At 60.5% G+C, this 20,185-nt stretch carries 16 protein-coding genes; 11 read left to right on the forward strand and 5 right to left on the reverse strand.

The window, feature by feature from the left end; genetic code table 11:
• Positions 1-781: radical SAM protein (locus NZ585_14510; protein ID MCS7081246.1), on the reverse strand; the 781-nt coding region annotated here is incomplete at its 3' end.
• Positions 782-1,261: 480 nt separating this feature from the next.
• Between NZ585_14510 and NZ585_14515 the strand changes: the two genes are divergently transcribed.
• Positions 1,262-2,851: a hypothetical protein gene (locus NZ585_14515; GenBank protein ID MCS7081247.1), complete on the forward strand. Its 1,590-nt coding sequence runs from the start codon at positions 1,262-1,264 to the stop codon at positions 2,849-2,851.
• Positions 2,852-3,058: 207 nt separating this feature from the next.
• On the opposite strand, the gene NZ585_14520 is transcribed toward NZ585_14515, so the two are convergent.
• Positions 3,059-3,616: a hypothetical protein gene (locus NZ585_14520; protein MCS7081248.1), complete on the reverse strand. Its 558-nt coding sequence runs from the start codon at positions 3,614-3,616 to the stop codon at positions 3,059-3,061.
• A 305-nt stretch (positions 3,617-3,921) separates the two neighbouring features.
• A complete protein-coding gene (locus NZ585_14525) occupies positions 3,922-4,188 on the reverse strand; it encodes a hypothetical protein (GenBank protein ID MCS7081249.1) in 267 nt (88 codons plus the stop codon).
• A gap of 831 nt (positions 4,189-5,019) precedes the next feature.
• Between NZ585_14525 and ggt the strand changes: the two genes are divergently transcribed.
• The 3 genes from ggt to NZ585_14540 all read left to right on the forward strand — a co-directional run bounded on the left by ggt (position 5,020) and on the right by NZ585_14540 (position 8,136).
• Entirely contained in the window at positions 5,020-6,732 is a 1,713-nt protein-coding gene (ggt, locus tag NZ585_14530) for a gamma-glutamyltransferase (protein ID MCS7081250.1), read from the forward strand.
• Positions 6,733-6,879: 147 nt separating this feature from the next.
• Positions 6,880-7,812, forward strand: coding sequence for a response regulator (locus tag NZ585_14535; GenBank protein ID MCS7081251.1), 933 nt, complete (start codon positions 6,880-6,882; stop codon positions 7,810-7,812).
• A 15-nt stretch (positions 7,813-7,827) separates the two neighbouring features.
• A complete protein-coding gene (locus NZ585_14540) occupies positions 7,828-8,136 on the forward strand; it encodes a DUF4388 domain-containing protein (protein ID MCS7081252.1) in 309 nt (102 codons plus the stop codon).
• A 108-nt stretch (positions 8,137-8,244) separates the two neighbouring features.
• Here NZ585_14540 and NZ585_14545 read toward each other — a convergent pair whose 3' ends face one another.
• Entirely contained in the window at positions 8,245-10,140 is a 1,896-nt protein-coding gene (locus NZ585_14545) for a hypothetical protein (protein MCS7081253.1), read from the reverse strand.
• Positions 10,141-10,296: 156 nt separating this feature from the next.
• Between NZ585_14545 and NZ585_14550 the strand changes: the two genes are divergently transcribed.
• The 6 genes from NZ585_14550 to NZ585_14575 all read left to right on the forward strand — a co-directional run bounded on the left by NZ585_14550 (position 10,297) and on the right by NZ585_14575 (position 17,069).
• Positions 10,297-11,541 (forward strand): cation:proton antiporter, encoded by a 1,245-nt coding sequence (locus NZ585_14550; GenBank protein MCS7081254.1) that lies wholly within the window; start codon positions 10,297-10,299, stop codon positions 11,539-11,541.
• 142 nt (positions 11,542-11,683) lie between these two features.
• The gene (locus NZ585_14555; protein MCS7081255.1) at positions 11,684-12,577 is read left to right on the forward strand and encodes a carbon-nitrogen hydrolase; all 894 of its coding nucleotides are present in this window, start codon (positions 11,684-11,686) and stop codon (positions 12,575-12,577) included.
• A gap of 187 nt (positions 12,578-12,764) precedes the next feature.
• Positions 12,765-13,874: an agmatine deiminase family protein gene (locus tag NZ585_14560; GenBank protein ID MCS7081256.1), complete on the forward strand. Its 1,110-nt coding sequence runs from the start codon at positions 12,765-12,767 to the stop codon at positions 13,872-13,874.
• Between the two features lie 93 nt (positions 13,875-13,967).
• Complete coding sequence (locus tag NZ585_14565; protein ID MCS7081257.1) at positions 13,968-14,987, forward strand: alpha/beta hydrolase; 1,020 nt, start codon at positions 13,968-13,970, stop codon at positions 14,985-14,987.
• On the forward strand, positions 14,944-15,792 hold the full coding sequence (locus tag NZ585_14570) for a hypothetical protein (protein MCS7081258.1): 849 nt from the start codon (positions 14,944-14,946) through the stop codon (positions 15,790-15,792). The genes NZ585_14565 and NZ585_14570 overlap by 44 nt, the downstream gene beginning before the upstream one ends.
• Positions 15,793-15,800: 8 nt before the next feature.
• Positions 15,801-17,069, forward strand: a complete 1,269-nt coding sequence (locus tag NZ585_14575; GenBank protein ID MCS7081259.1) for a glutamate-5-semialdehyde dehydrogenase — start codon at positions 15,801-15,803, stop codon at positions 17,067-17,069.
• 234 nt (positions 17,070-17,303) lie between these two features.
• On the opposite strand, the gene NZ585_14580 is transcribed toward NZ585_14575, so the two are convergent.
• Positions 17,304-18,506 (reverse strand): hypothetical protein, encoded by a 1,203-nt coding sequence (locus NZ585_14580; GenBank protein ID MCS7081260.1) that lies wholly within the window; start codon positions 18,504-18,506, stop codon positions 17,304-17,306.
• Between the two features lie 84 nt (positions 18,507-18,590).
• Between NZ585_14580 and NZ585_14585 the strand changes: the two genes are divergently transcribed.
• A partial coding sequence (locus NZ585_14585) for a carboxypeptidase-like regulatory domain-containing protein (protein MCS7081261.1) occupies positions 18,591-20,185 on the forward strand: 1,595 nt, incomplete at its 3' end.

Here is a 20,185-nt window from a genome sequence, read left to right on the forward strand (position 1 = left end):
GCGGCGACTTCGCCGCGATGAACGGCAGCGGGATGAATTCCGTGAAGCCGCCGGTTTCGCGCTGAAGCGTCCGCAGACGGTGCAGGTGCGTTATGCGGTCGGCGGGCGACTCAATATGACCGAACATCATCGTGGCGGTCGAGCGCGTCCCGGCGCGGTGGGCCGCGCGGACAATCTCCAGCCAGCGCGCGGTTGAAATCTTTTCTGGGCAAATTTTCCGGCGCGTCGGCTCGACGAGGATTTCCGCCGCCGTCCCGCAGAGCGTCCCCTGTCCGGCGGCGCGCAGTTCGTCAAAAACGCGACCGAGCGACCAACCGCTGCGTTGTTGGATGAAGTCAACTTCCTGCGGCGAGTAGGCGTGCAGGTGTACATCGGGGCAGGCACGTTTGAGTTCGCGCAGCAGGTCAAAGTAGTAGCCGACGGGCAGCGCCGGATTGAGGCCGCCCTGAATGGTGACTTCCGTGATGGCGTACTGCGCCCGATACCGGACGACCTTGGCGACGACCGCTTCAACCGCGTGGGCGTAGGCGTCGCGCGCCTCCGCTTCGCGGCGGAAGGCGCAGAACGTACAGTGCAACGCGCAAATGTTCGTGAAGTTGAGGTTGAGGTTGACGACGTAGGTCGCCGTATCGCCAATGAGCGCCCGCCTGCACTCGTCGGCTGCAGCCCCGATGTCGCGCCGCGCCGCCGGGTCGGTTGTCGTGAGCAGGTGAAGCGCCGCGCGTGGCGACAACGGTTCAAAACGTACCGCCGCGTCAAGAATGGAAGCGATGGAGGGCATGCGAGGCGTGCCAAAGAGGGAACTAGAAACGTCGCGCGCGCCGAGGTCGGCGGCCACGCGCGGCCAATTTGCTTGACGCCGGACGGGAACGGCAAGGCGGATGGACATGTCTGATCCGGTCGCGCCTATTCAGTCCAGTCAGTCCACGATCTGTTTTTCAAATACAGAAGGTGAATCTGCAGCAAGCTCCGAGAAGGTACAGTGATGCCCTGGTTGAATCGCGTCAACGGTTTGGAGTGCGGCGGAACGCCGCCGCACTCCAAATGGCAGGCTAACTCGCTACGTTCTCTTGGAAAACGCAAGAGTGTTTTTCCGAGAAGGCATAGCGAAGTAACCGGTTATGCGCCCGCAGTCTCTACTGACACTGCGCGCCGGAGTCATGCCGGCTTGGCGTCTGCTATGAAATCGCGCTTGTGCGTTTTTTTTTCGTGATAGTGTTGTTGCAAGTGTTGGTACTCTAGCTGTTTGGAGATTTCAGCCATGTCACAGACCGGCACGCCATCCTGCGCGCGACGTTACACCGTTTGCAATCTCATCTTCATCTTTGTCCTTTGCTTTGCACAAAGCCTAGCGGTTGGGCAAGCGCCGCGCGCCGTGCCGGCTGCTCAGTCCGCGCCCGAAACAGCCCCAGAACCTAAATACATCGCTGTTTTGCGCCGCCAGAGCGAGCAAAGGCTTGCTCCTACCAAGGATGAAGTCGCTGAGTTTGAAAAAAATGACGGACCGATGAGCTACCGCGCCGTCCAAGCACATCAGGCGGTTCTCTTTCAAAAAGCTGCCGCCCGTCTTCAGCGTGAAGGCGTGACATCCAAACCCTATCTCTTGCTTCAGCCCAATTACTGGTATCACGTTCTAAGAAACGAGTTAGTCGCAACGTCACACTTTAGGTCTATGGCGCGGCTGGGCGGTCAAGCCAGCGGGGTGTATGTGGCGGATACGGTGATAGTACCGGAACGGGTCGAGGTGACGGAAGAAACAATTGTGATTGCGCGGAGCGTGGTGGTGGAAGGCAAGGAGTGGGTGATTCGGATGAAGCATCCCTTTTATCTGTTCAATGCCGAGCCCATTCGGTTTACGGAGACAAGAGCGGGCCGGGTGGTGTTTGACGCAAGCGGACAGGGTTACAAGGAGTGGCTGGCGGAGCAAGGGCAAAATGGCGTCAGGCAAGATCATCAGGTGGATTGTAGCGGTTCGGCGGGAGCTGCGGGCGGAGCGGGGGTTCCCGGAACACCGGGACAAAACGGATCTGATGGAGCCAACGGAGCAGATGGTAATTGTCAGAACGACCCAAACGGTAAGACTGGGCAAAGCGGTACCGATGGAGGAGACGGGGGGGACGGTGGTGATGGTCAAGATGGTGCGCAGGGCGGAGACGCCTTGTGTGGCGGACCTAATGGCATTTTTTACAATGTTGAATGTCACCAGAGTGGCATTATCGAAATTCTAGCCCACGGCGGCAATGGTGGCCCCGGCGGTTTTGGAGGTCCGGGCGGCAACGGCGGCAACGGCGGCAACGGCGGCAACGGTGGGCGCGGACTCGCCTGTGGCTGCATCTTTGGGTATGGCGGCAGCGGTGGTGATGGGGGCAACGGCGGGTGCGCCGGCAACGGCGGTAATGGTGGCCGCGGCGGTAACGGTGGCAACGGTGGCAATGCCAAGCCAATATACGTGACTTACCCCTCGAACACGCCGGTTGAAGTGTATGCCTACGCTGGCGGCGGGATGGGTGGGTTGGGTGGTCTAGGCGGTCCGGGGGGTACAGCGGGCACGCGAGGCGCTCCCGGCCAAGGCGGGGAAGGAAGTGAGGCCTTGTCTTGCCCTGGCGGACAGGGCGGCGGAGGGAGCGGCTGTATAACGGGTCCGCGTCACGGTCAGCCGGGGGCAAACGGAAGAAACGGATACAACGGAAAGAACGCAGATACGCACACCACTCCATATTTATGCCAACAGACGCCAATCGGCGGGGGCGATGGCGGTGGGTGTACCGAATACTACTGGGCGTTCTACGCCTCGTACGACGGCGGACTCACTTGGATTTTGGTCTCTATTGCCTACGCCGGCTGTTGGTGAGGTTGAGCTGATGACTGTTGCTTGATGTCTGGCAGGGCGACCCGACAGAGAGTTTCTCCTGTGATTGCGCCGCCGCGCATCGCTCAAGTCATCGGCGCTGGAAATGCGGCTTCTCGGTTGGCACCAAACAGGAAGGGACGGCTTACGCCGTCCCTCGTTCAAGATTGACGCCGGACTGTGTTCGCCGCCGGGCCAAGCCCCGACCGCCTACCGGCAGACCAGCGCGCCTTTCACGCCCTGTACGCCCACCCGCAGCCCGCCCGGCAGCTTCCGCTCCGGCGTAAACCGTACCGCCAACTGCGGCTCGCCCGCCGCGTCATACCCCGCCACCTCAATCGCCAACTGCCCAAGCTTCCGCTTCGGCAACCCTTTGTTCCGCTCCGGCGCGTTGTCAGACACCGGTCCCAACACCGCGAACACATCTACGAAAAACCGAAAACGACGCGGCTGCACCGGTCCCGGCAGGTCTATAACGAAGGGAACAAGTATGGTTGTGCCTGGGTTAAAATTGAAAGGTGATGGAGCAACTTGCTGTGTCGAGCCGACCACACCGCCCGTGTTGCAGGCCACGTAATCATCCGCCGTCTTCAAACGGTAGGGGTTTGGTGGTGGTGTACCGTTCGCGTGCTGGAGTTCCACAACTTGAAACTCAGGATTACCTAATACCGTTGTTCCAACGTTAGTGAGGTTGGCGACAATCACAAACTGACCGATGTAGTCTGGCGTGCAGGACGAGGTGGGAAGGTACGATGCTAGCGTTGTCACTAAGTTTATGTTGGCATTGACATTGACTTTTGCAGAATTGGGTTGCGGCGTGTCTGACGGGGGAGTCTCTTTTTTACTGCCGGTTATATCTCCGGCAAGTGTACTCTCTGGCGTTAGGGTATCCATCTTGACCTTGTTTGTCATTGGCGGCTGCGCTTGGCGCGACCGGACCTATCAGCCCGATGGCCGCCAACAGCGCGGTACCGGCGAAACTGAACATCCCAGGCTTGAACTTCATATTGATCAATCTCCTTTGTGGGTGGATTTGTACCCAGCAAGAGCTGGGGACTGCTAAATGCAAAGGGCTAAAAAATCTTCAGATGAGCTGAAATCGTGCGGGGTATGTATGATTCTACACAGTCAAAACAGAAAAAACAACAAAATTTGTTGCCATGCCCGCCAAAAAAGAAGCTCGCAACGCCGGTTTCCGGGGTTGCCGCCGCTGAAGCGAAGCCGCGACCGTGTTTGTCGGCGCGCGGCTGGATATCGAACCGCTGCGTATTGCTCAAGTCATCGGTGCTGGAAATAGAATTCTCCGGTTGCGCCCAACAGGAAGGGATCTCAAGGTTCATACCAAGCCCGTGGTGGATGTCTATCGTTTCACGCGGAATCAGTCTTAGTTCAATCGGCCTACTGTTCACCCTAGCTTCACCAAGTGCCCTTCCAGATTTTTTGAACTGCCTGCGTCCGTGTTCAACCGCCAGTATCGTCCCGACCACCAGCTCTGCATACCCCCGCGGCACGCGTGCTTGGCATAACACTCCATCCGCTCGTCAGCTTGTCGCGTTACACGGTTTTTCTCGGATGATTCATCTCACTCTGATATATGATTGCTCTACTATCCCTATTGAGTTAGTTGGGCAAAATTCGATTGCTTCACTGTATCCCCCTTCTCCATCCTGCGGTGGTGTTGGTAGTTTCTTGACATACGTGAAGAATCAATCCATATGGGATCGCCGAAAACATCTGTGAAGCTAGCCGCCTTCATCGCTGCGTAGTGAGACGCGCGGCTTCTCGCCTGTCTGGCATAATAAGCGAATCTTGAAAAAATCCTACCAAAAATTTAGTTGAATAGCAAAGTATTATTTTCAGTTGCGATTCCTGCACCTACAGCAGCAGTAAAAGCATCCCATTTCATTCCAGCTTCCAAATAGAACAATCTACCTTGCTCAAAAAGGCCGGTGCGGTGAGTTGACGACGCAAAATGTGGCGCTGTCCTGCAAAGCGGTGGATACCACTACACGCTAGGGCGCTTGACACTGCTTTGCAACAAGGGATCGCCTACATACTCTACCCATTCTTGGGAACACGCGAACCTAGCTAGGCCTAGTGAACTCCGTTCACTGAACCGAATTTTCACCTGCCCTTTAGTGAGGCGGGGCTGAGTTTCTGGGTTGACGCCAATGAAACACATGTGGATTTTGGTTTTGAGTTTTGGGTTAGCGTTAGCAAGCTTCAGCATGGGGCGGCTGGCGGCCTCTGACCGCATCACAGGGCGCGCCTTCGCCACGCGCTCGGAAGTTATCGCGCGTAACGGCATGGCTTGCACGAGCCAACCGCTAGCAACGCAGGTTGCCGTGGATATTCTCAAGCGGGGTGGGACGGCTGTGGACGCCGCCATCGCAGCTAACGCTGTGCTGGGCGTCGTTGAGCCGACTGGCTGTGGCATTGGTGGCGACTTGTTCGCTCTTGTATGGGATCCGCAAACCAAGCGCCTGTACGGTCTGAATGCAAGCGGCCGGTCACCCAAACGCTTGACCCTTGAAGAGTTCCGGCGGCGCGGCCTTACCCGCATCCCGTCCTTTGGACCGTTGCCCGTCACTGTGCCGGGCTGCGTAGATGGCTGGTTTGCGCTCCACGCACGGTTTGGGGCGCTACCGATGCGGGACCTGCTCGCGCCGGCAATTGCCTATGCCCGTGAGGGCTTTCCGGTGTCGGAACTCATCGCCGACTACTGGGAGCGCAACACGGCAGCGCTGGCGCAGTTCCCTAACGTCAGGGAAGTGTATGCGCCGGGCGGCCGGACGCCGCGCAAAGGCGACCTGTTTCGCAACCCCCAACTGGCGACGATGCTGGAGAAAATCGCCGTTGGCGGCCGCGATGTGTTTTACAAGGGCGAAATCGCCGGGGTCATCGCTGATTTCATAGCCCGACAGGGCGGCTTTCTTGACCGTGAAGACCTTGCCGCGCATACGTCCGAGTGGGTCGAGCCGATCTCAACCAACTACCGTGGCTACGACGTATGGGAACTGCCGCCGAACAGTCAGGGACTGGCCGCGCTCCAGATGCTGAACATTCTGGAGGGCTACGATCTAGCCAAGTTCGGTTTTGGAAGCCGCGAGCACATTCACTACGTTGTCGAGGCTAAAAAGCTGGCTTACGAAGACCGCGCAAAGTTTTACGCCGACCCGGCGTTTGCCAAAGTTCCGGTGGCGGAGCTGCTTTCCAAAGCGTACGCCGCTGAGCGGCGGAAGTTGATTCATCCGCAGCGCGCCGGAACACGCTACGAGGCCGGCGACCCCTCCCTACGCGCTGGCGATACGGTCTACCTGACGACCGCCGACCGCCACGGCATGATGGTGTCGCTCATTCAAAGTAACTATCGCGGGATGGGTTCGGGAATGGTTCCCGACGGACTGGGTTTTATGCTGCAGAACCGTGGCGAGTTGTTTGCCCTAGAAGAAGGCCATGCCAACGTCTATGCGCCGGGGAAGCGCCCTTTTCACACCATCATTCCAGCTTTCGTAACAAAGGATGGGCAGCCGTTTTTAAGTTTCGGCGTAATGGGCGGTGGCTTCCAGCCCCTTGGTCACGTCCAGATCCTCATCAACATCATTGACTTCGGCATGAACATCCAAGAAGCCGGTGACGCGCCGCGCATTGACCATCAGGGTTCGTCCGAGCCAACCGGCGAGCGGGTGACCGGCGGCGGCATGGTGACGCTGGAAACCGGTTTCGCATACGAGGTCGTGCGGGAACTTGTCCGGTCGGGTCACCGCGTCGGCTTCGCTGTCGGCGACTACGGCGGCTATCAAGCGATTCGCTGGGACGCCGCGCAAGGCGTCTATTACGGCGCATCGGAGTCGCGTAAGGACGGACAAGCGGCAGGCTACTAAGCGTGGAAGCGGCGCGTTGCGCTCTCCCCAGTGCCGCCGTACAATCCGAGCTCAAGGCGGCCTAACCGATCGGCGCTCCTTGGTCACAAAACGCACGTACGGGTGGCGTTTTGACGCTCATTTCCTAAGGCTTGGTTGCGAGGCGTTATGTCCTCCACCGAACTACAGTTGCTGCTTCAGCAAGCCATTGAGTCAGCCAAGGCGGGTAACAAAGCACGCGCCCGTAGCCTGCTCATCGAAGTCACTGAAGCGGATCCGAACAGTGAGATCGCTTGGATGTGGCGGGCGTCATTGTCGCTGACGCCGAAGGACGCTGCGTGGTGCTTAACCAAAGTGCTAGCGATTAATCCCGCTAATCGCCAAGCTCAAGACTGGCTGGATAAAATCCGACTGCTTCAGAACCAGCCCCCAGCCATCACGACACGGCTCGCTCCGCCGGCGCCACCGGCCAAAGCGCGCACGACGGGCGCACATCGCGTGACCTCGCCGATACCAGTTACACCACCCACGGTCAGTGATTTGTCCTCATTCTCCCCAGCAACCAACCACTCAACGTCACCCTCTGCATCGTCACGCGCCGCCGCGACGGTACCGGTGAATCCGAACGTGAACGCGCCGCCGGCGGTTCAACCGTCCCCGCCACCGCCGCCAAAGCTTACCTCGGCTGGAGCCAAGGAAGCGGTGAAGGTTGCGCCGGTGCCATCTCCCACTGCTAAAGTCATCCTCGCCGTGGACGATAGTCTCACCGTTCGCCGGAGCATCACACAGGCGCTCGAAAGCAGCGGCTACCGCGTCATCACGGCGGCGGACGGCTATGAAGCTTTGGCCAAGCTCAAAGAAGTAACGCCTGACTTGGTGGTGATGGATGTCGCCCTACCGGGCGGGATGAACGGCTACCAACTCTGCAAACATATTCGGGCTGAAAAGTCGCGGCGCGACATCCCCGTAGTGATGTTGTCCAGTCGAGAGAGCTTTTTTGATAAGGTACAAAGCCGCCTGGCCGGCGCGGTACAACATCTGACCAAACCCTTCAAGATTGAGGAGTTGGTGCTCAGCGTTCGCCGCCATCTCAAGGAATAGACCACAACGAAGTTCGTGCCAACCCAAGGAACGCTCGCCGATCTTGATCTCCTCACCCTGACCCAGATTCTATGCCTTGCCCGCCGTCCGGCGGCGCTTGAACTGCGCTGTGAACATACGCAGGGGCGGCTTTATTTTGAGCACGGGCAGCTCGTTCATGCCACACTGGACAGGCTGGAGGGGGAACCGGCGCTTCTGGCTTTGCTGCGGTGGCAGTCCGGCGACTTTCAAGTCTTAGAAAACCTCCAAGCCCCGTGCCATACCCTGAGCCTGCCTTGGGCCGAAGTAGCTGAGCGGTTGCTGCAGCTACCGCCAGCGCTGTAGGTTTGGTGTCGAGCGCGCCGGGCCGCAGTGCAAAACTGAAGGAGCGCCTCTTCGACGTCATCCGTCCATTGCACGTAGGCGCAGGGGCGCTGCGTGCCTACGGCGTTGTCACCCCCCAACTTCTCGCCGCTTCGCCACTAGCCGGTTGGCGGCTTGGCGCAGCGCGTCGGGGATGGACTTGTTCTTAGCGAGATTGACAAGATCCCGGCTTTGCAGTCGGTTGATGAACTGCATGCTGAAATTCAGCGGGCAGCGCGCGTTGCGCACCAGATTGTGCATGATGGTATAGTTGCTGACCCATGCCCGATTCATTGCAATCAAGCGCAGTACGTCTTCATTAATGCCCTTGATGTTGGCAATGGCCTCAATTTCCGCTTCGGAGATGCGGGGGTTCTTGATGACGGCTGTGCTGACCATTCGGTTTGAGTCACGGATGAGAATGGCGCGCACGTCACGCCCACCTTTCAGAGCCGCAAAAATCCGTTCTTTGACTGACATCCGCGCCAACGCCTGATAAATCGAGAGGCGCTGCTGGGTGGCGGGATCGGCGGACTGGCGGAGATCAACGCCTTCCTCGCTTTTGACCGCCGCCAGCATCGCTTCAAACTCGGCGTCGGCGTCGGCGTCGCTGGGCGCTTCGTCCGAAAACGTTTGTCCGACTTCTGCTTCAAAGCCCGCCAGAACGGATTGAAACTCCGCCTCAAAGTCTTCCTCTGACATCGGGGGCAAGTCGAGGACGGCGGCGAACTTGGCGGCGCGGGCCTGTTTTTCGCGGGCGATGCGCTCTGCACCCAGCTCCTTCTCGAAAAACTCCGTCTTGACTTCGCGCGCCCGCCGGATGGCTTCAAACGTACTCGCCGGATTCGCCAGAATCGCGTCCAACAACGCCGGTAGGCGAATGAGTCGTTGCTGGTTGATCGTGACGGCTTCAAGCAGGTAGCCGCTGGTAGTTTGTTTGGTGAAAGCCAAGACGGCCTCGTCCGGCATGGCCGGATGCACCAGCAACTGCTCGCCAAAGCGTTCCGGCAGGGCGGGATGCAACAACAGGTAGTGCAGCACTTCCTCCGGAGTCTCTGGATTTTGCACCAGCGGTTGAAGCCGCTCAAAATCCAACGTCGCCAACGACGCCTTGGCCGCTTCTGCAATTTCGGCGTCGGGATCAGCTGTTAGCAGGACTTGAGCAAACAGTAAGTCGTCTGGGGCAAGCGGCAACTTACCCTGCGCGACCATCAACTTCGCCGGACGCGGCGCTTTGCCCTGCTGAATCATAGCGACCGGCGGCGATTTGGACAGCTTGATCGGCTTCGTCGTCGGCGTCTCAGATAGCGGAGCGGCAGGCGTGGGTGCAGCAGGAGTGGATGCTGGCGGTGCAGGGGCAGGCGCTGGCGGCGTGGGGGTCACAGGCGCAGCAGAGGAAGTCGCTTCTGCGAAGGCTTCCGGGACAAGCTCGGCCGCCGACTTCAACGGAGGAGCAGCTGTTGCGCGCTCGCCAGCGACCTGCCGTCGCCCAAACTCCTTTTCCAGAAACTCCGCCTTGACTTCGCGTGCGCGGCGCTCGGCTTCCGGCGTCCGGTGCGGATTATGCAGAATCGCCTCGATTAACCCCGGACAGCGAATCAGCCGCTGTTGGTTGATGGTCAGTGCCTCAATCACACTTGCGTTGGTTGTCTTGAGCGCCAGTTCCTCAACGGCGGCGTCCGGCGTCGCGCGATTGAGCAGCACAGCCTCAGTGACAGCGGGGTCAACGTCGCTGACGCACAACAGGGCAAGCACGGTTGGATCGGTGCGGTCATCCTGTGCAATCGGTAGCACCACCGCCGGGTTGAGTTTGTGAACCGACGCGCGCGCCGCCGTACGAATTTCCTCATCGCTGTCCATCGCCAAGTAGGCGAACACCGCCAGCGCGTCGTCCGGCGCAAGCGGCAGCAACCCGTTAGCCGCCGCCAGTTTAGCCGCCCGTGGCGCAGCTCCGTTCCGAATAGCGTCAACGACAGGATGCGGCATTGTTAGCTGTCAGGCGTCTGCAACAAGCGTTGGTTGGGCGAGCGCATATTCTTGGCTCCCATTCGGTCGAAAGCAATAAAAATCCGCGTCTCCGCTCAAAAGGCTTGACTATGCTGAGCAGGTGACGCCGGACCTGGGATTGAGGTCTAAACCACAATGGTGTTCTTACCGACTTGGCCCCCAGCCTTCAACACGACGACGATTTTTGGGCTGCTTCTCATCTTAGGGGCGCTTGGCGGGTACTTGGCGCATCGGTTGCCGTGGCTGCCAAGCATTACCGGTTTCATGCTCGTTGGGTTGTTGTTCGGTCCCAGCGGACTGACACTGTTGGATGCGGCGACGCTGGCGGAAGCGCGGATTCTGGTGGACATTGCGCTGGGACTCATCCTGTACCGGCTCGGCTTGTCGTTCAACATCGCATTGCTCGGAGAACGTCCGACCTTGGCCGTCGCCGGGCTGGCGGAAAGCGTGTTGACGCTCATCGTCGTGTCCGGGGTGTTGTGGCTGGTTGGTTTTCCACTCGCCATCGCGGCGCTGGTCGGCGCGATTGTCATATCGTCGTCCCCGGCGGTGCTCCTGCACGTCGCCCACGAAGTCAAGGCCGCCGGGGAGGTCACCGAGACCACTAAAACCCTCGTAGCCGCTAACAACTTCATTTCTTTTGCAGCGTTTTCCGCCCTGTTGCCGCTGGTTCAGTTTTCCACCGGTAGGGGTTGGAGCGACATTCTGTTGTTGCCGACCTACCGCTTCTTCGGTTCACTGGCTTTAGGAAGCGGCGTCGGCGTCCTCCTGTACGCGCTAACGCACTGCACCCGCGAAGCGGGGCAATACCGGTTGGCCTTTGTCATCGGCGGCGTGATGTTGACGACGGGATTAGCCGGTGCGCTCAACCTCTCGACGCTGTTTGCGCCGCTTGTTTTAGGGATGGTCGTCAGGAATCTCGAACAGGAAGCGTTGCTGTCGCAGATTCAGTTCGGCGAGTCGTTTGAGCTGTTTTTCATCGTGTTGTTTGTGTCCGCCGGCGCCAACCTGCACCTCCACGAGTTGGTTGTCCTCGCGCCGGTTGTTTTGTTGCTGGTCGCCGCCCGCAGTTTGGCGAAGGTCGGCGGCGTCGTCGCCGTGGCCGCCGCCGTACAGACGCCGCTGCCGCAGGCTGTCGCGCGCGGTTTGCTGTTGATTCCCATGGCCGGGCTGGCGATTGGGCTGACACGCGCCACCACCGAACTCTTGCCAGATCGCGCCGCCGACGTGGCGGCCGTTGTGCTGGGCGCTGTGGCGGTTTTTGAAACCATCGGGCCGCCCATTGCCGCCTACGCCTTTCGCTTGGCCGGAGAAGCCGGCCGCGCAACGGTCAAAAACGGCGACGCCGAACCGGCATCGGCTGCGACGAATGCGCCGTAACACCCCTGCGACTGAGAGACCGGCGTCGCCGACCGGCTCGCGCCTGATGGCGGCCGCCTGCGCCTTGTGGCATAAAAACCGAGCGCTTGCGCCAAGCTATGCGCAGCCCGCATTGGCTTCATCCACATTCACCCCCTCGCTTATGACATCACCGACGTTTACCATCGGCCTTATTCAAATGCGGTGCGTCGCCGACCGTACGGAAAACCTTGACCGCGCTGCTCATTTCGTCCGCGAGGCCGCCCGGCAAGGCGCACAGGTTGTCTGCCTGCCCGAACTGTTTCAATCACTATATTTCTGTCAGACCGAGGATCCGGGGTTGTTTGACCGCGCCGAGCCACTAGACGACAGTCCAACGCTGCGCACCATGCAGACCCTTGCGCGTGAGACCCGAACCTATCTCATCGTGCCGTTTTTTGAGCGCCGTGCGCCGGGCCTCTATCACAACAGCGTGGCGTTGGTGGACGACCACGGGCAGATGCGCGGCCTCTATCGCAAAATGCATATTCCCGACGACCCGGCTTACTACGAGAAGTTCTACTTTACGCCGGGCGATTTGGGGGTTGTCGCGTTTGACACGCCCTATGGGCGCATTGCGTCGCTGATTTGCTGGGATCAGTGGTTTCCCGAAGGCGCGCGGCTGGCGGCGCTACGCGGCGCAACGGTGTTGTTTTACCCAACGGCGATTGGTTGGCATCCCTACGAGAAGGAAAACTACGGGGCGGCGCAGCGCGACGCCTGGCGCACTGTCCAGCGCGGTCACGCCATCGCCAACGGGCTGTACGTCGCCGCCGTTAACCGCATCGGCTTCGAGCCGTCGCCGATTGATGATGAAGGGGGCTTGGAATTCTGGGGCAGTTCCTTTGTCGCTGATCCGCAGGGCGTCATTGTCGCCGAAGCGCCAACCGACGCCGAAACCGTCTTGCTGGCCGAAATCAACCCGGCGCGGCTTGAAGACGTACGCCGCAACTGGCCCTTTCTGCGTGACCGGCGGATTGACGCCTACGACGGGCTGACGCGCCGCTTCCTTGATTAGGGTTCGCCCGCTCTCAACTTTTTGTTCGGTGGGCGGCCGAAACCGGCGGTGTAGCGGCAAGCCGCACTTGAGCCTGCCCTGACGAGCCATGCCGACGGCGTACAACAACGCGGCGACATCACAACTGTCGGCGTCCATCTCTGCGAACGCCGACGCCGCCATCCGAATGGAGACGCTTCAACCAACCATGCACCTTCTTGACGCCACCCCGGCCGCGCTGGGCTTTCGGCATCCGGCTGAATGGGAGCCGCAAAGCGCCACGTGGCTGGCTTTTCCACACAACCGCTCGGACTACCCCGGCAAGTTGCATGCTGTGCAATGGGCGTACGGGGAAATCATTCGCAAGTTAGCCGACCGCCAGATGGTGAACGTAGTCGTCCACAACGCCGCTGTTCAGACGCGCGCCTGGACGGTGCTGCGGCGGGTCAACGCGAACTTGGAGCGCGTACGGTTCTTCCGCCAACCCATCAATCGCGGCTGGCTGCGCGACGCCGGGCCGATTTTTATCGTGCGCGAAGAGAACAAAACCCGTGAGCTGGCGATTTGCAAGTTCCGCTTCAACGGTTGGGCCAAATATCCCGATTTCCGGCTTGACGATGAACTGGCGCTGCGGTTGGCCAAGCAACTCGGCTGCCGAGTGTATCTTCCCCATGCCAGCGGACGGCCTGTTGTGCTGGAGGGAGGAGCGATTGACGTCAACGGTCAGGGCGTCGTGATGACGACCGAAGAATGCCTGCTCGACGCCGAAGTTCAGCCCCGAAATCCGCATCTATCCCGGCTTGAAATCGAGACCGTCCTCCGCAATACCCTGGGCGTTACAACGGTCTGGTGGCTAGGAAGGGGTATCGTCGGCGACGACACGCACGGTCATGTGGACGATCTGGCGCGGTTCGTCAATCCGACGACCATTGTACTGTGCGATGAATGCAATCCAAGCGACGCCAACTACGCGGCGCTCAAGGAGAATCACGAGCGCGCGCAGGATTTTCGCCTGCCCGACGGCTCGCGCCCGGACGTCATCCGCCTGCCGATGCCGCGCTCACTGACGTTCGACGGGCAACGGCTGCCGGCTAGTTACGCCAATTTTTACATCGCCAACGAGCTTGTTCTCGTCCCGACCTTCAACGACCCCAACGACCGCGTGGCGCTGGGCATCTTGAGCGAGTGCTTTCCTGACCGTGAAGTGTGCGGCATCCATGCCGTGGATTTAGTGTGGGGCCGCGGGACGCTGCACTGTTTGACCCATGAGCAACCGGTCGGATCGCCGCTCTTTTTGCCAGCTGGCCAAGCAGCGTAAATTCACCCAGCGCCGCAAATCAAGTATCGTTGCAGGCGCATTCAGCGGCGAACGCCTAGTGCGCGTACCAACATAGAGGAGCGTTGAACGAGTATGGCAAGCTGGCAGTCGGCGGCGTTGTCGCGCTTCATTGCCTTCAAGATCAAACGCAAGCCGTCACCCGACGATGACGAAGGGCGCATTGTCCGTCAAGCGCGCCAAAAGCTCGGCCGCATGCCCGGCTATGCGTTGCCGACGATTCCCGACGGTTTACAGGTTCGCGCCGTGTCGTTCGCCACGCTGGACGGCGACGCCGTACGCGGCGAATGGCTTGCGTGGAAAACCGACCATCCGCCGGTGACGGTGTTGTATCTGCACGGCGGCGGTTACATCGCCTGTTCGCCGCTGACGCACCGCCCGATTACGGTCACGCTGGCGACGTTGTTGCGCGGGCGCGTCTTTGCGCTGGATTACCGCTTGGCGCCGGAGCATCGCTTCCCGGCGGCGCTCGACGACGCTGTAGCCGCCTACCGATGGTTGCTTGAAACGCAGGGCGTTTCACCGCAACGACTGCTGATAGCTGGGGACTCGGCCGGCGGCGGACTGGCGCTGTCCACCTTGGTTCGATTGCGCGAACTTGGAATACCCTTGCCGGCCGGCGCGACGCTGTACTCCCCCTGGACGGATTTAGCCGGCACGGGTGAAACGCTCGAAACCAATACTGAACGCGACGTGATGTTTCACGGCGCGGGTATTCGCATGGCCGGAAGGATTTACGCTGGGGACACGCCGCCCGATCATCCGCTGGTGTCGCCGCTCTACGCCGATTTGACGGGACTGCCGCCGTTGCAGGTCTTTGCCAGTTCAAGTGAAGTTCTGCTGGACGACGCCCGCCGTTTAGCTGAACGGGCGCAGGCGGCCGGCGTCCCAGTTGAGTTGCACATTGAAGCCGACCTGCCGCATGTGTGGCCAATTTTTTGCCGACTAATCCCGGAAGGCCGGCGGACGTTGGCGCAGACCGCCGCTTTTGCACGCCGCGTCGTCAACCGAAATACTTCGCCCCCCTACACTCCCTCGCCGGGTGTTCGTTATGACGACCGCTTCGCTGCATGCGCTCCTGTCGCACATCATTGACTACGCGGGGTTGTTCCCACCGGCCGCCGTAGAGTTGGCGGCGGCGGTTCACAACTACCAGCGCTACCGCTCAACAGCGGACGCTTGGATGCTCGGCGCTTTCGTCCTTCCGGCGCATCAGGTTGTTCTCTTTCGGTCGGTGTTGCAGGCGGCCGGTCTGTCGCCGTCCGCTCTGCCTGTCAGCCTGCTGGTCGGCTTGGAAGACGCTCCGCCGCCTGACCTGCACATCATTGCCGTCGAAGCTAAAGCCAACGATCCGGCAGTGGTGCGGCGGTTGGTTGAACGCTGGCAACCGACGATGGTGTTCATTGAGTTGAATCCGCTGGACGAGCGCGAAGTGCTGTGGGCGACATTGCGCGAACTGGGAGCGGGCGCCAAAATCCGTACAGGTGGCATTACGCCCGACGCTTTCCCGTCGCTGGAAACTGTGACGAGTTTCATTATTCGCGCCGCCGACTGGCGCGTACCGTTCAAAGCCACGGCTGGGCTGCACCATCCCATCCGCGCTGTTCATCCACTGACCTACGACACCAACAGTCCGCGCAGCGTCATGCACGGCTTTCTCAACGTGTTTCTGGCGGCAGCTTTTGCTTGGCATGGGATGTCGCCAGATAATGTCGAGCGCGTCCTGGCTGAAGAAGACGCTGCTAATTTTCAGTTCACGGACGCCGGCGTCGCTTGGCACTGTCAAACCCTGACGACGGAGGAGATTGCCACCGCACGGCGGGAGTTTTGCCGGTCGTACGGTTCATGTTCGTTCGACGAACCGCGCGCTGACTTACGCACGCTGCGCCTTCTGATTTGACGCCTGTTATGTTTGACCTACGCCGACACGTCGCCGCCGCCAAGGATGCCGCCTGCATCGCCGCCGGGCTGGATGGCCATACGAAAGCGCAGGCGCTTCTCGCCATGGCGGACGCTATCCATACGCGCCGCGCTGAACTACAAGCCGCCAATGCTAAAGACCTTGCGGCGGCGGAGCAGGCTGGGCTAGCTGCGCCGCTGCGCGACCGGCTGGCGTTGACCGACAAGGTCCTAGACGCCATGGTGGACGGCCTGCGCGAGATTGCTGCCCAGCCTGACCCGGTGGGTGAAATCAGCGAACTCCGGCGGCGGCCAAACGGTTTGTTGGTGGGGCGAATGCGCATTCCGCTGGGCGTCATCGCCATCATTTACGAGTCGCGTCCGAACGTGACGGTGGACGCCGCCGCGTTGTGTCTCAAAGCGGGCAACGCGGTTGTGTTGCGCGGCGGCTCGGAGGCGTTTCATTCCAATCAGGCGTTGGGGCGGCTGATGGGCGACGTACTGGAGCGGTTTGGGCTGCCGGCGGCGCTCATTACTGTCATTCCAACGCTGGAGCGCGCCGTCATTGGCGAACTCCTGAAACTGGACGACCTTATTGATGTGGTCATCCCGCGTGGGGGCAAGGAACTGATTCGCTTTGTCGCCGAACACTCACGAATTCCGGTTATCAAGCATTTTGAGGGCGTTTGTCACACCTATCTTGACGCCGCCGCCGACCCGGACATCGCCGTACCGGTGGTGGTCAACGCCAAGGCGCAGCGGCCGGCGACCTGCAATGCGACAGAAACGCTGTTGGTACACACGGCCGCCGTTGACCGTTGTTTGTTGCCGGTGGTTCAGGCGCTGGTTGCGGCCGGCGTCGAGTTGCGGGTTTGTGAGCAGACGCAGCGGGCGCTGTGCGAACGCGGTTTTGCTTCGGAGAAAATCATTGCGGCGCAGCCATCTGACTTCGGGTGTGAATTCTTGGACAACATTCTCGCCGTCAAGGTGGTCGCCGATTACGCCGAGGCCGTCGCTCACATTCGGACTTACGGTTCCAACCACACTGACGCCATCATCACCCGTGATTACACCACAGCCATGCGCTTCATCCGCGACGTTGGTTCGTCAACCGTTGTCGTCAACGCCTCGACGCGCTTTGCCGACGGTCAACAACTTGGTCTTGGTGCAGAGATTGGCATCAGCACGACGAAACTTCATGCGTTTGGCCCGATGGGCGCGCGGGAGTTGACGACGCAGAAATTTGTCGTATTTGGCGAGGGACAAACGCGCACTTGAACAAAGCAAGCGTCCGATCCGAATCATCGGGCGGCATCCGGCGACGTGGGAAGCCATTGCAAGCCGGCGCAGGTCAGGAACGGCAAGTGTTCCCTGCCGCTTCACCCACTGCTTGACGTCACAACTTAGCCGGTTCAGGGGTGCTGTGTAGCCCACCGCCTGCCGCCGAAAGTGGCTTCGAAAAGGAACAAAAAGCCCTAGTGCACGCCGAATAGTCGAGAAGCCCTCGTGTTCTCACTCCACCACGACGGTTGTCTCGAACTTGCCGTACTTCTGGAAGGTGATGCAGTTGAGCGAAACGATGCCCTCCTTGCGGTCGGTCAGCGCCACCCGTGCCGCGACCGGCATGAGATAATCGTTGTCACCAATGGTGACCCAGCCGAACTCAACAACCGAGACGGCTTCCGAAACGGGAAAATCACGCGGCAGATCAATGCACTCGGATTCCAGCCGAACGATGCGGCGCGTTTCTGGCTCAACTAGCAGCCGCCCCCGGTAGCCTGCAATGGTGCGCGCTTTGCCGACCTGAATGCTCTGGCGCGAGTGGGCCGTCTCGACCATGTAGGCAAACACACGGCAGATGCGCCCGTAGAAGTCGGCTGTTCCAGCGTCACGGAACTGGGTTTGTGATTCGTCGTCGAAGAGCGACTTGAGCAGACCAGCGAACTGTCCGGTCGAGGTCAGCCCGCCGACTTCTTCTAGACCTAACACGGTGGAAACGCCGTTGTGGAGTTTGAGTTCGAGCCTTTCGCCTTTTTCCGCCGAATAGGCGACGGCGATTTCGAGGTAGTCACCCAGTCGCCAAGGCGCGCCGCCGACGCGGTAGTACCGCTGGACGCGCTGGCGGGCGGTAAAGTCAGGCAGGCTCGACACATACGCCTTGGTGACAGCGCGCACTTGCTCAATGAACGGTTGCTCTTCGCGGTAAAGGGGGACGTTGGGGTCGTCCGCCGGCAACGCCGCCGGACGCTGTGGTCGCGCGACGACAGCCCGACGGCGTTCGTCAGCCCGCCACAGGGCGCTTTCAACCTGTGCGGCCCGCAAGAAACGCATTTTGCGTCCGAAGGCTTCCGTCATCTCAAAGTTGATGCCGCGTTGATCAATCTCCGCCGCTACGTCGTCCACCTCGCGGTTTTGCCGATACGCTTCGCGCACCCGCGCTTCAATGTCGGCGGCGCGCACCGGCGGCGCGGTAGTGGAAAAACCATAGGCAGTGGTTCCAAGGACCGGTTCGGGCGTCTGTGCCGCCCAGAGCGGCGGCGCAGCGTAAGGCGACAGAAGCAGCCCGTTGAACGCGGCGATACCGCCGAGGAAACCCAAAAACCACATCGTCCAGCTGCGATAACGCGCTGCAAAATACTGTCCAGCGATGGGTTGACGCGCATGACGCACGCTTGCGCTGGACTTGAGCAACATGCTAGAAAGCTGGGCGTTCATCTCATTTCCCTCGGAAAGTGTCTTTGCGGCGTAGGCGTTGAGCGTTGCCGGGCGGCGGCCGTGGTCGCGCTCTGTAGCCGTTGAATGTCCACCCGTAAAAACCTCACCAGCGGCGTCCACCCGGACGCCATCGAGCAATCTATGGAAAAAGGAGTCACGTCCATGCTGCTGTATCACCTGCGCCGTGGGCTGTTGAGTGTATGTCTTGGCGCATGTTCATTGATGATACCTTCGGTGCTTGTTCCAACGACGACGTTCGCCCAATCTCAGGTGAACGCAGCTGACCTGCGCGGCATCGTCAGCGACGATAGCGGTAAAGTCATTGCTGGCGCCAAGGTGACGGCGCGCGAGGAGCGTACCAGGTTCACCCGTGAAGCGACGACAAACGATGACGGCGTCTATCAATTCATCGCCTTACCGCCTGGCTCCTATGAGATTAGCGTCGAAGCGGCTGGCTTCGCCCGCGCCGTCAACCGCAACGTCACGCTGACGATTGGCGCAGCGGCGCAGCTCGATTTCACCTTGCGGGTCGGCGAGACTACGGAGGAAGTTGTCGTCACGGCTGAAACGCAGGTGATTGAAAGTTCGCGCACGTCGGTCGCCGAAACCATCAACCAGCGCGCCATCAACAATTTGCCGACCAGCAGTCGCAACTATGTCGGGTTCACGCTCCTGACCTCGACCACGACGCGCGACAACCAGCCGAAGCTGGGCGTCGCGCCGACGTCGGGCCTCAACTTCGGCGGGCAGCGCGCCCGCGCCAACAATGTCTCGGTCGACGGCGCGGACGCCACCGACGCTGGTGTCAACGGCGTCCGGGCGACTGTCTCGCAGGAAGCCGTCCAAGAGTTCCAAATCCTGACCAACAGCTACGCGCCAGAGTTCGGACGCGCCTCCTCGGCCGTCATCAACATCGTCTCCAAGGGCGGCGGCAACGACTTGCGCGGCAACCTTTTCGCCTTCTTGCGCGACCAAGCCTACTCGGCCAACAACGCCTTCGCCGGCGTGCGGGACTACCCGGAAACGCGCTTTCAGGGCGGTTTTACGCTCGGCGGCCCCATCGTCAAAAACAAGACGTTTTTCTTCCTGTCGTTTGAAGCGCAGACGCTCAACGGAACGGGCTTCAACATCACCGGGCGGAACGGGTTCGGCTTTACGACCTTCACGCCGCCGGCGCTGCTGGCGACTTCACCGAACTTGGGGTTGTCCAACCTGCCGGCTGGTCTTTTCGTGCCGATTGGCGGGCAGACGGCGTTGGTGACGCCGCAGCAAGCCGCCTTTCTCACCACGGCGCTGAGTAGTTTGTCGCAGGCGACCGGCATTCCGCTGACGACGCCTTTCACAGCGCTGCCCGCGCCGGTGCAAACGGCGCTGTTGACCAACGCGAGCTTTCAGGCGTTGAACACCTATTATTTTTTGGCGCGCGAGGGGTCGAGCGTCGGCTTGACGGGACGCCAAACCAACGGGCAGGCGGTGTTTCCGACCTTGGCGGCGCTGGGTCTCACTAGCCCCGGCGTGGTTTCGCCGGTGCCGCTGGCGACCGGTAGTTTCCGGCCCGTCACGACGTTGTTGGGCAACTACACCACACGCGAACGCACGTTCCTGCCGGCGCTGCGGATTGACCATCGGTTCAGCGACATTCACCAGTTCTTTGCCCGCGTCAGCGTGACGCCCTCGAC

The organism is Chloracidobacterium sp. (assembly GCA_025057975.1).
Taxonomy (GTDB): Bacteria; Acidobacteriota; Blastocatellia; order Chloracidobacteriales; family Chloracidobacteriaceae; genus Chloracidobacterium.

What these genes read in the sequence shown, in the direction of transcription:
- NZ585_14515 (MCS7081247.1), top strand. Translation starts at nt 1,262, where the DNA reads ATGTCACAGACCGGCACGCCATCCTGCGCGCGACGTTACACCGTTTGC.
- NZ585_14525 (MCS7081249.1), bottom strand. Translation starts at nt 4,188, where the DNA reads ATGAACCTTGAGATCCCTTCCTGTTGGGCGCAACCGGAGAATTCTATT.
- ggt (MCS7081250.1), top strand. Translation starts at nt 5,020, where the DNA reads ATGAAACACATGTGGATTTTGGTTTTGAGTTTTGGGTTAGCGTTAGCA.
- NZ585_14535 (MCS7081251.1), top strand. Translation starts at nt 6,880, where the DNA reads ATGTCCTCCACCGAACTACAGTTGCTGCTTCAGCAAGCCATTGAGTCA.
- NZ585_14545 (MCS7081253.1), bottom strand. Translation starts at nt 10,140, where the DNA reads ATGCCGCATCCTGTCGTTGACGCTATTCGGAACGGAGCTGCGCCACGG.
- NZ585_14550 (MCS7081254.1), top strand. Translation starts at nt 10,297, where the DNA reads ATGGTGTTCTTACCGACTTGGCCCCCAGCCTTCAACACGACGACGATT.
- NZ585_14555 (MCS7081255.1), top strand. Translation starts at nt 11,684, where the DNA reads ATGACATCACCGACGTTTACCATCGGCCTTATTCAAATGCGGTGCGTC.
- NZ585_14560 (MCS7081256.1), top strand. Translation starts at nt 12,765, where the DNA reads ATGCACCTTCTTGACGCCACCCCGGCCGCGCTGGGCTTTCGGCATCCG.
- NZ585_14565 (MCS7081257.1), top strand. Translation starts at nt 13,968, where the DNA reads ATGGCAAGCTGGCAGTCGGCGGCGTTGTCGCGCTTCATTGCCTTCAAG.
- NZ585_14570 (MCS7081258.1), top strand. Translation starts at nt 14,944, where the DNA reads ATGACGACCGCTTCGCTGCATGCGCTCCTGTCGCACATCATTGACTAC.
- NZ585_14575 (MCS7081259.1), top strand. Translation starts at nt 15,801, where the DNA reads ATGTTTGACCTACGCCGACACGTCGCCGCCGCCAAGGATGCCGCCTGC.
- NZ585_14580 (MCS7081260.1), bottom strand. Translation starts at nt 18,506, where the DNA reads ATGAACGCCCAGCTTTCTAGCATGTTGCTCAAGTCCAGCGCAAGCGTG.